Origin of the sequence: Streptomyces sp. NPDC056296 (assembly GCF_042268605.1) — a bacterium.
Lineage (GTDB): Bacteria > Actinomycetota > Actinomycetes > Streptomycetales > Streptomycetaceae > Streptomyces.
On sequence record NZ_JBHJRX010000017.1, the window covers coordinates 67098 to 77894 of the forward strand.

Annotated in this window: 14 protein-coding genes; 9 read left to right on the forward strand and 5 right to left on the reverse strand. The window is 72.1% G+C overall.

Going from position 1 to position 10797, the window contains the following annotated elements:
* Positions 1-131: 131 nt before the first annotated feature.
* From ACFCZF_RS15035 to ACFCZF_RS15045, 3 genes are read right to left on the reverse strand one after another with little or no spacing between them, the layout of a single operon-like run.
* Positions 132-599, reverse strand: coding sequence for a GNAT family N-acetyltransferase (locus ACFCZF_RS15035; protein WP_376672004.1), 468 nt, complete (start codon positions 597-599; stop codon positions 132-134).
* Positions 596-1009 (reverse strand): RidA family protein, encoded by a 414-nt coding sequence (locus tag ACFCZF_RS15040; protein WP_376672005.1) that lies wholly within the window; start codon positions 1007-1009, stop codon positions 596-598. Before ACFCZF_RS15040 ends, ACFCZF_RS15035 begins: the two co-directional genes overlap by 4 nt.
* Positions 1006-1497, reverse strand: coding sequence for a hypothetical protein (locus ACFCZF_RS15045; RefSeq protein WP_376672006.1), 492 nt, complete (start codon positions 1495-1497; stop codon positions 1006-1008). The genes ACFCZF_RS15040 and ACFCZF_RS15045 overlap by 4 nt, the downstream gene beginning before the upstream one ends.
* 142 nt (positions 1498-1639) lie before the next feature.
* Here ACFCZF_RS15045 and ACFCZF_RS15050 point away from each other — a divergent pair, with 142 nt between their 5' ends.
* The 3 genes from ACFCZF_RS15050 to ACFCZF_RS15060 all read left to right on the forward strand — a co-directional run bounded on the left by ACFCZF_RS15050 (position 1640) and on the right by ACFCZF_RS15060 (position 4115).
* Positions 1640-2416, forward strand: a complete 777-nt coding sequence (locus tag ACFCZF_RS15050; RefSeq protein WP_376672007.1) for a nucleotidyltransferase domain-containing protein — start codon at positions 1640-1642, stop codon at positions 2414-2416.
* A gap of 260 nt (positions 2417-2676) precedes the next feature.
* The gene (locus ACFCZF_RS15055; protein ID WP_376672008.1) at positions 2677-2847 is read left to right on the forward strand and encodes a hypothetical protein; all 171 of its coding nucleotides are present in this window, start codon (positions 2677-2679) and stop codon (positions 2845-2847) included.
* A gap of 149 nt (positions 2848-2996) precedes the next feature.
* Complete coding sequence (locus ACFCZF_RS15060; protein WP_376672009.1) at positions 2997-4115, forward strand: hypothetical protein; 1119 nt, start codon at positions 2997-2999, stop codon at positions 4113-4115.
* A gap of 643 nt (positions 4116-4758) precedes the next feature.
* Here ACFCZF_RS15060 and ACFCZF_RS15065 read toward each other — a convergent pair.
* Positions 4759-5877, reverse strand: a complete 1119-nt coding sequence (locus ACFCZF_RS15065; RefSeq protein WP_376672010.1) for a hypothetical protein — start codon at positions 5875-5877, stop codon at positions 4759-4761.
* A gap of 535 nt (positions 5878-6412) precedes the next feature.
* On the opposite strand from ACFCZF_RS15065, the gene ACFCZF_RS15070 reads away from it, so the two are divergent.
* The 4 genes from ACFCZF_RS15070 (at position 6413) to ACFCZF_RS15085 (ending at position 8933) form a co-directional block, all read left to right on the forward strand.
* Positions 6413-6631 (forward strand): hypothetical protein, encoded by a 219-nt coding sequence (locus ACFCZF_RS15070; protein WP_376672011.1) that lies wholly within the window; start codon positions 6413-6415, stop codon positions 6629-6631.
* 14 nt (positions 6632-6645) lie between these two features.
* Positions 6646-7263 (forward strand): hypothetical protein, encoded by a 618-nt coding sequence (locus tag ACFCZF_RS15075; protein ID WP_376672012.1) that lies wholly within the window; start codon positions 6646-6648, stop codon positions 7261-7263.
* 114 nt (positions 7264-7377) lie between these two features.
* Positions 7378-7800 (forward strand): hypothetical protein, encoded by a 423-nt coding sequence (locus ACFCZF_RS15080; RefSeq protein ID WP_376672013.1) that lies wholly within the window; start codon positions 7378-7380, stop codon positions 7798-7800.
* On the forward strand, positions 7797-8933 hold the full coding sequence (locus ACFCZF_RS15085; RefSeq protein WP_375906165.1) for a hypothetical protein: 1137 nt from the start codon (positions 7797-7799) through the stop codon (positions 8931-8933). The genes ACFCZF_RS15080 and ACFCZF_RS15085 overlap by 4 nt, the downstream gene beginning before the upstream one ends.
* Here ACFCZF_RS15085 and ACFCZF_RS15090 read toward each other — a convergent pair.
* Complete coding sequence (locus ACFCZF_RS15090; RefSeq protein WP_376672062.1) at positions 8869-9342, reverse strand: ATP-binding protein; 474 nt, start codon at positions 9340-9342, stop codon at positions 8869-8871. The two genes, ACFCZF_RS15085 and ACFCZF_RS15090, sit on opposite strands and share 65 nt — an antisense overlap.
* A 262-nt stretch (positions 9343-9604) precedes the next feature.
* Between ACFCZF_RS15090 and ACFCZF_RS15095 the strand changes: the two genes are divergently transcribed.
* On the forward strand, positions 9605-10444 hold the full coding sequence (locus ACFCZF_RS15095; RefSeq protein WP_376672014.1) for a Scr1 family TA system antitoxin-like transcriptional regulator: 840 nt from the start codon (positions 9605-9607) through the stop codon (positions 10442-10444).
* The gene (locus tag ACFCZF_RS15100; protein ID WP_375926664.1) at positions 10441-10653 is read left to right on the forward strand and encodes a DUF397 domain-containing protein; all 213 of its coding nucleotides are present in this window, start codon (positions 10441-10443) and stop codon (positions 10651-10653) included. Before ACFCZF_RS15095 ends, ACFCZF_RS15100 begins: the two co-directional genes overlap by 4 nt.
* Positions 10654-10797 lie beyond the last annotated feature (144 nt).

The following is a 10797-nucleotide window of genomic DNA, read 5'->3' on the forward strand; positions in this document are numbered from 1 at the left end:
GGGAGAGGGAGGGGGGGGGGGGGGGGGGGGGGGGGGGGGGGGGGAGAAGAAAAAGTACGCGGGAGAGGAGGAGGGAAGGGGGGGGGGGGGGGGCCAACCCCCCCCCCACCGCCCCTACCACCCCCACCGCCCTACGGCAGCCACACGTACCGAACGTCAGGCTCCCGTTCCTCGTTCCGGGCGCCGTCCGTCCACTCCACGGCTATGAATCCGTGCCGCTCGTAGAAGCGGTGCGCGGGCGTGTTCACCTGGAAGGTCCACAGCGAGAGTCCTCGTGGCCCGCGTTCCTTGGCCAGGGCGACGAACCGGTCTCCGATCCCGCGCCCGCGCCAGTCCGGGGCGAGATACAACTGCGACAGCTCCCCCTCCTCCAGCACCATCACGCCGACGATGTCACGGCCGGCCGCCTCCGCCACCCAGGTCTCGCGCAGGGGCACCAGCACATGGCGGAAGTAGTCCAGGACCTCTTCGTCGGTGCGGGGCCGGACCACGGTCGGCAGCGCGGCGGCGAAGGAAGCCAGCCAGACGTCGGCCGCCGCACGAGCGTCGGTGGCCGCCGCTCGCCGCAGGACGACCGGTTCGCTGCCCTCCCGGCTCACGGACGCATCTCCTCCGGCACGACCGCCGTCGCCGTGATCTCCACCAGCTGCCCCGGATACCCGAGACAGCTCACCCCGAGCAGCGTCGAGGAGTGCGGGCCGGCACTGAGTCCGGACGCCTCGACGACGTCCCAGACGGCGGACAGCGCGGCGGTCTCGTCGCTGACCACATACACATCGGTATGGAGAACGTGCTTCAACTCGCTTCCGACGGCGCGCAACTGCTCGGTGAGGTTGGCGATCACCTGCTCGGCCTGCCGGACCGGATCACCCTCACCGACCAGCTTCCCCTCCGCGTCGAGCGGAACGGACCCGGCCAGGAAGGCGAGCTTCGTCCCGGCCTCGACGACCGAGGCATGGGAGTAGGTGGGCGGCGGGAACAGGCCGGGCACGGTGGTGCGCTGGATCACGTGAGCTCCTGGGGCGGTGAACGGTCGGCCTCCCGATCGTCCGTTCTCCGGACCGCTCCCGCATCCGAATTTCCTCGCCCGGCCCCGTCCGGCTGCTTTCCCGACCGCCCTCCACCCGGCCGCGCGGTGATCCGCGCCCGCAACTCCCGCGCCCTGCGCCGAGCGGCCGCCCGCACCGCGGTGGACCGGCGCGCGGCCGCCGCCGACGCGGCCCGGAACGCGGCGCCGCGCTCCACGGCCTCGACCCGTTCGACGGCGTACAGGCGCGTCGGCGGCGCGGAGCGGACGTGCGGGTGGGCGCGCAGCAGATCGGGCTCACCGAGCAGGCGGCGCACCATCCCCGCGGTCCAGCCTCTGGCCCGCAGCCCGGCCGTGGACACATGCGTGCGCCCCGGCTCCGGCTCGGCCCCGCCGGGCTTCCGGGTTCGTACCGCGCGCTCCTTCCGTTCCGGTCCGGGATCCCCTTCGTCCCACTCCCACGACGCCATCACGACCTCCCCCGTCGCTACGCTGTGTGACGACTTCATTGATAACGCGCGCCACTGACAATCGCCTCGTGCCGCCGGGCGCCCGCGCGTACGCTTCCGGCGTCCGCCCGTGCCCACTCCCACCCGTCAGGAGCCCGCAGCAGTGCCCTCCCTCACGGACCAGGCCTTCCTCGACACCGCCGCCGACCGCCTCGCCGCCCTGCCCCACGTCCGGGCGGTCACCCTCGGCGGCTCCCGGGCCCAGGGCACCCACGGGCCCGACAGCGACTGGGACCTGGCGGTCTACTACCGGGGCGACTTCGACCCGGACGATCTCCGTGCCCTCGGCTGGCCCGGGGAGGTCTCCGAGATCGGCGCATGGGGCGGCGGTGTCTTCAACGGAGGCGCCTGGCTGACGATCGACGAACGCCGGGTCGACCTGCACTACCGCGACCTCGACGTGGTCGAGCACGAGGTGGCGGAGGCGGAGGCGGGACGCTTCGGCGTCGAGCCGCTGATGTTCCACCTCGCGGGCATCCCGACGTACCTCGTGGTCGCGGAGCTCGCGATCAACGAGGTGCTGCGCGGCGAACTGCCCCGCCCCGCCTACCCGGAGGCACTGCGCGCCACCGCTCCCGACCGCTGGTACGGCGCGGCCACCGCCACCCTCGCCTACGCCAAGGCCGGCCACGCGCCCAAGGGCGCCCTCACCCAGGTCGCCGGCGCGATCGCCCTGGCCGCGACCCAGACGGCGCACGCGGTACTCGCGGCGCGGGGGGAGTGGGTCACCAACGAGAAGGGGCTGGTCCGACGGGCCGGGCTGGGCGGGACCGACGGGGTCGACGGGCTGCTGGCGCAGCTGACACCCGGGCCGGAGGCCCTGGCGCGGTCCGTGACATGTGCCGAGACGCTGCTGCGCGGGGCTATGGAGCTGGACTGACGCTGCTGGAAGGCGACGCCGGCCGGCGACGGGCCCGCGCCCGTCAGCGCGTTCAGCGCCTCGTCGTGCTCGGCGGCGGTCGCGGCGATGAAGTACCGGAGGCGCCGCTTGTCCCGGCCTACGCCGGCCCGCCACACCTTGTCCTGCGCCATGACGAGCCGCTGCGGGTCCGCCTCCGGCGACAGCGCCGCCCAGCCGGATCGCCCGTGGAACGGCGTTCTGATCCGCAGGTACGGCCCCTGGAAGATGCCCGTCTCCGGATGCCCGAGGAACCGCTCCAGGGCGAGCCGGGTGTCGCCATCGGTCAGGGCGCAGGTCGTCGTGAGGTACTGCGTCAGACTGCCGCGGACCTGTGCGGCGGCCAGGGTGAGCCTCACGGCTGCTCCTTCGTCCCGGTGATCGTCCGGGTCAACCGTATAGCGGACATCTGACACGGTCCGCCCCCTTCCCGGATCACTTGGTCGACGGCCTGGCCGGAAACGCGCTCTTTCGTCCGCGAACCTCCCCGTTCACCCTGCGACCAGGGACGACACGACGACGCAGCGCGGACGAGCGGAGCGGGACACGAGGGGGAGGCGCCATGTCCGTCGATCCGGTCTATGTTCCGGTCCTGCCCGTACGGCGGGGCGCCTGGCAGGCGTACGCCCGGCTCGGCGACGCGGTACGCCCACGGGTCGCGCCCCTGTGGACACTCGTCCCGCGCACCGGTCCGGAACGGGCCCGGGGTGTGCCGGGCAACCCCGAACCCGAGGAGGACCGCGTCGACCTGGAGCGCTGGCTCCCGCCCCGCGTGGACCAACTCGCGGACGCTGCGCGGGGGATGCCCGGCTGGGTGGACGCCGGCCACATGGAGGCGCTGCTCGGCGCGGCGCCCGGCCTGTGGCGTCTGTTGACCGGCACGCGCCTGCGGCCGGTGACCGGGCCGGAACGCTCTCCCGCCCTCCAGCGGTACGCCGCCGACCTCGCCTTTCTCACCGGCCGGGGCATCGGCATCCGCGTGCTCGCCGACACCACCGCCGACGAGCCGGACACGACCGCACTGCTCGCCCTCGTGGACCGGCTCTGCCTGCCGCCCTCGCGGATCGACCTCATCGTGGACGTCGGCCCGGTCGCGGACGCGGCGGACGGCACCAAACTCGCCGTCACCGCGCTCGATCTGCTCAGTGCCCTCGCCCCGTGGCGCACCGTCGTCCTCACCGCCGGAGCCTTCCCCCGCCTGCCCGAGCACCCCGACTCGGGCCCCTTTCTCACCGTCCCCCGCCACGACCGGCAGTTGCACCGGGGCGTACGCGCCGCCCGCCCGGCCTTCCCCCGCCGCCTGCTGTACGGCGACTACTCCGTCGAGCACGCCCTCTCCGCGAACCTCCCGCACATCCGCCCGCACGCCCCGCCCTGGGGTCTGCTGCGTTACACCGGACCGGACGGCTACCTGCTCGCGCGGGTACCGACCAGGGGCGGCGCCGACCGCGTCGACCAGGTACGCGGCATGGCCCGCCGGATCACCCGGTCGCCCGCCTTCCGGGGAGCGGAGTACAGCGACGGCGAAGCGTGGCTGCACGCGTGTGCGGGCGGCGACGGGCGGGCGGGGTCGGGGAACGCGGAGACGTGGATCAGGGCGGGGCACGTCCAGCACATGACGTTCGTGGTGGAGCAACTCCTGGGCGGTACGACGCCTCATGTGGGCCGCGACTCGTCATGAGGCCCGTGCCGCGGAGCCGACCGTCGTCCTGCACGCGGGCGTGGATTCCCGACCGCCGGGACGGGCCGGATGTGGGCGCGGCGGACGACCGGGGTGGTCTCGGTCGTCCACCTCGGCGGTCCGGGCCGTCAGGACAGACGGTCGCTGCCGGGTTTGTCGCCGACGTAGGCGAGCCGGAGCGTCATCCGCTCGGGCACGAGTCGGAAGTAGAGGCGCCCCTTGCCGGGCGTCATGCGGCCGTGCCACGAGAACAGACGGCCCGGCCGTCGAGGCCCGGGCCGGGGAAGGTGCACAGGTGTTGCCGTCTGAGTGACTCGGGTGTGATGTGCGGGTCCTGCCAATCGGGTTCGGGGGAACGGCCGAGATCCCAGTGGTCGGCTGCCGTGGACTGGAGGGCGGCTAGCAGGTCGCGGACCGGGCGGAACCACTTCGGGTCGAGGGCGCTCAGGTCCCGGTCGAAGCGGGGCAGGCGTTCCAGCGCCGGAAAGAAGTCGTCCCAGCGGTTCAGGAGGATGGCCGGGCTGGACAGACGGCTCAGCCCCGTGTCCCGTGCCCACGCCTCGTGATCGTCGGCCTTGTCCGGTGTGGAGCAGACGTACGGTGCCCGCCCGCAGCCCTTCTTCCGGTCGGGACGCGGGTGCGCTCAGGGACTGGCCATGGGCTCGGAGGCGTCATCCGTCGGAGCGGGTGGAGGCGGCGGGGCGGCGGTCGGGGGTACGACGAGCATGGCCGCGGACGGGTCCACGTCGTCGGCGTGGAACAGGGTGGGCAGGTCGTGGTCGAGGAGCCCTGCCATCTCGATGGCCACTCGCCCCTGGGCGTGTGCCGACCGGATCGACTGTCCGTCCGCGACGGCGGCGTAGAAGCGTGCCGCGTAGGTGATCGCGTCGATGTCCCCGATGGACGCCGACATGCCGATCGCGAGCGGGACGGTGTCGACGAGGCGGGCCGCCTGGGGCGCGGAGTTGCAGGAGTTGAGCAGCACCAGCAGCGGCTGGTCGTCGACGGCGGCGATGGCGCGGGCGAAGGCTCCGGCGGTGACGACCGCGCCGCTGTGGAAGTGGTCGACGTCCTTCTCGAAGACGACGAGGTCCTCCGCGCTGTGCCCCGAGAAGTGCACGACGTGCGGCTTGAAGCGGGTGAGGCCGTCGAGGAGGTGGTCGGCCGTCGCGGCGGGGTGGGCGTCCAGCTCCACCAGATCGCGGTGCAGCGCCCGCTCCACCGCCGCGCGGATGCGGGCCTGTTCACGGGGGATGCGCAGGTCGCCGCCGGCCGCCGCGCCGAGCATCAGGATGCGCAGCGGTTCCGGCTTGGGCGCGCGCAGATGCCTGAGAACGTCGTTCATGTACCCCTCCGTCAGGGTCAGTCGTGCGTCGAGTCGTGCCTGTTCGGAGGCGATCCGCAGCATCGCCTCCCGCCGTTCCCGCCGCAGCACCGTCTCCACGGCCTCGCGCTCCTCCGCGTCCGCCTCGGCGTACAGCACGTCCAGCGCCGCGGCCCGTCTGCCGAGGCGCGCGCCCCGCGCCTCCCACGAAGAGGCGTCGCGCGCGGCCTTGTTGGCCTCTTTCTCGCGCCGGGCGGCGGTACGGAGTCTGCTGTCGCGGATGCCGGCACTGTCCGTCCGGGCCGCCGAGGAACGCTGCTGGGTGGCGGCGGCGCGGGCCGTCGCCTCCTTCCGGCGGAGCGAGGCAGCCCGCCGCTCGGCGTCCGCCTGCCCTTTTCTCGCCTGCTCCAGCTTGGCGCGGTATTCCCGTGCGGTCATGTGACTCCCGGGGCGGTTTCCGTTGGGCCGAGAGTGCGCTGTGCGCCTCACGAGAAAGGGAATGTGCCCGCAGCATAAGGCGATTAACCCATCATAGGGAGGGGAACGACCTGAAGGCGGACCGGATTGTGCCGGGCCGAAGGGGGGTGACGCCATGGCGTCGGAAAGACTCAGGCAAATGTTGAGCGAAGTTGATCCGGTCGTGCTCGATTATGTTCGAGTGGGTCATGTGGCCGGAGTCGACACCTCGGACGGAGGTGCCGGGGGCGACGATTCCTCCGGACTGCATGAGGGGCTGCACGCGGCGGGGGACGCCGCCGGCGCTGCGGCGGTGGGGTGGATGGCCTGGCGGTCCTGGCGGGGCGCGAGGTCCTGGGTGCGCGGAAAGCAGAGGGCTGGGGCTGATGGCCCGGCACGTCCGGGCGGCGGGCGACTCCCCCCGGCAGGGGCGGGGTCCCCGGGCACGCCGGACGTCCAGGAGCCGACGAGCGCGAAGGACGCGAAGGACGCGAAGGGCGTGCAGGCGGAGCCCAGGATGAAGCGCTCCGTCCTGCTGGATCTGGCCCGCCGGGAACTGATCGAGGAATTCGATCTCCCGGAGGACGAGCCGCTGGATATCCGCGAACAGGAATACGAGCCGGGCGAGTCCGCCTGGAGGTTCGTCTTCGAATCCGGGGCGGATGTGTACGAGGTCCTCGTCGTGGCAAAGGGGAGCAGGGTCGCGGTGGTCAACTACAACCACACCAGGGAATAGGGGAGGGCAGGGAAATGAGCGATGTGATTCCGGGTTTCCTGACGGCACACAAGAGATACCTGGCACGGGTGGAGTGGGCGTCCGGCGGTGAGGGGGCCCTGACCATCGAGGACGTGCAGTTCCTCTACCCTCCGCACCAGGTGGCGTTTCCGTTCCTCCGCCAGAAGAACCCGGTCGTCCAGCACTTCTTCGTGCCGCGCGAACACGACCGCCTGGAGGTGGCCTACCACCCCGGACTGGCGACCCGCGCCGGCCACACCGCCGAGGACATCGCGCTGACGCTCTACTACGCCCGTGAACTGGGCGGCGCCTTCACGCGGGTGCGCAACCGGCGGGCCGTCAACGGCGTCCGGATCACCGACTTCGAGACCGGGCACGCCTCGGGCTTCTCCTACCACGCCAAGGACCGGATCGAGGACGGGGCGCACGCGGCCCTCTACGGCTTCGGCGCCGGGCGGATGGCCTGGCGAGGCTACTCGGACGGGTCGGCGGCCCTGCGCAGCCTGACCGAATGGGCGCAGGGGCGCGACCGGGAGAAGGGCTACTACGTCGTCCAGGACGATCGGCTCACGGAGGAGGTCGTGATCAGGCAGCCCATTCACTTCAACGACCTGCAGCCATTCGGCGCGTAGGCGCCTGACGAGCCGCCAACAGGGCGGCCGTAGCGAGCGGTTGGGTTACGGTGGAGCCTCGTTGCGGCCGGGAGGACACACGCTCCCGGCGGGTCTGAAATCTCGGGGGCTTCGATGGATCCCTATCTGCTCACACTGGCCGGCACCGCGGGTACGTCCCTGGTGGCGCTGCTGGTTGGTGAGGGGTGGCAGCAGACGCGGGACGGAGTGGTGACCGTCTGGCGTCGTTTCCGCCCGCAGGCAGCCGAGGAGGTCGAGCGGGAACTCGAAGCGTCCCGGACCGCTGCCCTCGACGCCGCCGACACCGACGGCTCCGACCCCGCCGGACGGCTGGAGGGCCAGTGGGTCGGCCGGTTCGCCGCCCTGCTGGGCGAGCACCCGGAAGCCGCCGACGAGCTGCGGGACCTGGTGGCAGGCTGGCAGCGGCAGGCGTCGGACGGTCAGCGGATCGACGGCGGAGTGCGCCTGGAGGCGCGGGCCCAGGACAACGCCCGCGTCTACCAGGCGGCCCGGGACCAGCACATCACCGAGCGATGAGCGACCTGGAGAACTGGGAGGGCGGCGCGCCGAGACAGCCCCGCGCGTACGGGCGCGCTTCGGACAACGCGCATGTGTACCAGTCCGGCGCCAACCAGTACGTGACGCACTTCCACATCACCGCCGAGGCCAGGGGCCAGGCCGCCCACGAGGCACGCGAACGGGCCGACGTGGTCGTCCAGGTACTGACCCGCGCCGTCGGGGAGTGGGCGGCACGATGTCAGGAACTGGAGGAGAAGGCCCGTAGAGCCAAGGCCGAGGGACGCGCCGAGGCGCACGCCGAGTTCGCCCAGAAGCTGCGGGACGCCGAGCTGCGCGTCATGCAGGCCCAGCGGACGATGCGGCAGGCCGAGGAGGAGCGCCGCAAGGCCGAAGCGCTGCTGGCCCAGGCTCAGCAGGAGCTGGCACGGCACCGGCGGGTCGCCGACCGGGACGGCGAGGACACCTCTCGGCACGATCCCGCCGGCATGGCCAGGGACCGGCAGGAGACGGAGCAGTTCTCCGAACTCCTGGAGCGGGCCGAGGCGGAACTCGGCGCCGTGCGCGAGGAACTGCGTCAGCTCGGTGACGAGATCAACGGACAGGGCGACGGCCGGGACACCGCGCAGGTCATCGAAGGCCAATGGACGCGGCAGCCCGGCGTGGACGAGCAGCCTGTGCCCGCCCGGGCGGCCGCGCCGAACAGCGACGGTGGTGCCCCGGCCGCCGTCCCGGCCGACGCTCCGGCTGCCGGGTCCGGGAACCGCACACCGGTTCCCGGACCAGCCCGGTACTCGCTGATCGGGGTGGCGTGGGTGGTCTGCGCGCTCCCGCCGTGGGTCCCGATGCTCGTCGTCTCGGCCAACCGCGCCGCGTACGCGTCGGACGCGAGCCTCTGGGGGGTGGTGCCGTTCACCCTCGTCACCGTGCTCGTGGGCGTGGTGGCGGTCTTCCTCGGCCTCCTGCTCGCGGTGATGGCGACCACGGACATGCTGGACCGGGACTCGGAGCTGAACGCCGGTGTCCCCGCGCTCCTGCTCAGCCTCGCCGCGACCGCGGTGTTCCTGGTGGCCGCGTTCTTCACGCCGCTCAGCTGGCCCGGTCCCGCCGGGGAGTGGGGGCGGGGGCTGGCGTCCGCCGTGGGGCTGGGTTAGACGCGGCCGGTTGGGACGTCGGTAGGAACTCCGCCCATACGGTCTTCCCCGGGCCGGCGGTGCGGCGGGTGACGCCCCAGTCGTCCGCGAGGGCGTTCACCAGGAGGAGGCCACGGCCCGACTCGCCGTCCGGGGCTGGTGTTCCGGGGACCGGTCGTCTCTCCGCACGGGTGTCGGTCACCTCGACGCGCAGGGTGCCACGGCCTCCGGCGTCGGTCTCGGTGAGACGGAGGTGGAAGTCCCGGCCCGGTACGTGTCCGTGGCGGACGGCGTTCGCGGTGAGCTCGGCGGCGATCAGGGTGACCGTCTCATTCGCCGGTGAGTCGTACGGGTGGCCCCACGCGTCCAGGCGGTGCGAGACCAGCCGGCGGGCGAGGCGAGCGCCGCGCGGGGTCGACGTGAACCGCATCTCGAAGACGTGGGCGGGTGGCCGGGGTGGTTGAGGCGTACGCCTTTGTGGGGGAGTTGCTGACTTCATGCGGTAACGGTCGTGGACTCTGCGTAGCGTTGAACAGGCGTGACGCGCTGACTGGCGGTGGCTGTACGCAACGGGAGCGGGGGCTGTACACGCGGTGAGCCGTGACGGGGCTTCTGCGGGGCGAGTTGAGTGCGAGCGCGACGACTGCGCGGGGTGTTCGACGGTGGGCGAGTGCGTACGGGAGGTGCCGGGCGTGGAGGAACAGCGGCAGCAGGTGGACTGCCAGGAGCAGGAGGCGAGCGCGGGCATCCTGCACGTCTTCGGACGGCAACTGAAGCTGTGCAGGGAGCGGGCGGGGCTGGACCGGGCGGAGCTGGGGAGCAGGGCGGGGTACTCGGCGTCGACGATCGCGAGCTTCGAGCAGGGGAGGCGGATCCCGCCGCCCAAGTTCATCGACTGCGCGGATGAGGTGCTGGATGCCGGGGGGCTGCTGAAGGCGGGGAAGGAGGAGGTGGCTAGGGCTCAGTATCCGGCGTTCTTTCGGGATGCGGCGCGGCTGGAGACGCAGGCGGTCGAACTTCACGTGTACGCCACCCAGGCCGCCCCTGGGCTGTTGCAGACGGAGGAGTACGCACGCGCCGTGTGTGTGATGTGGCGTCCACTGCTGGATGACGAGGTCATCGAACAGCGTGTGGCCGCGCGACTGGCTCGGCAGGACATCTTCACCCGGCGTCCGGCACCGGACCTGAGCTTCGTGATCGAGGAGGCCGTACTGCACCGCACGCTGGGGGGCGCCTCAGTCTGGCGGGGTCAGTTGGAGCACTTCCTGCTGGCCGGGGAGAGGCGGAACGTCGAAATCCAAGTGATGCCACACGCTCGCGTACAGCACGCTGGACTGGCTGGCCCGTTCACCTTGATGGAGACCAAGGATGAGCGGAGGATCGCCTACACGGAGGTCCAAGGTGACAGCCACGTCCACACGGAGCGCGGGAAGGTCCGGGAGCTTGAGGCTGCGTACGGAACCCTTCGGGCGCAGGCACTCACTCCGGAAGAATCACGTGCGTTGATCGAGAAGCTGTTGGGAGAGAGATGAGCGGGGAAGCAGCCGGGCGGGACAACGGCGACCTGGCTTGGTTCAAGAGCAGTTACAGCGCCGGGAACGGCGGCGAGTGCGTCGAGGTGGCTTCAGGTAGTGGCATCCTGCACGTCCGCGACTCGAAGGACACGGCGGGACCGATGGTGAGCCTCACGCCGGTGGCATGGGCGGAGTTCGTCGGCTTCGCTGCTCGGCGAACCGTGTAGAGCGAAGAACACGGCAGTGGCCCACGCCCGCCGCCCTGGGTCCCCGGGCCCTTCCCCCCCCGCCCCCCACCACCCCCCCGCACCTCTCCCTCCCCCCCTCCCCCCAACCTAACCTCTCCCCCTTCCCCTCCCCTCTTCCCATCC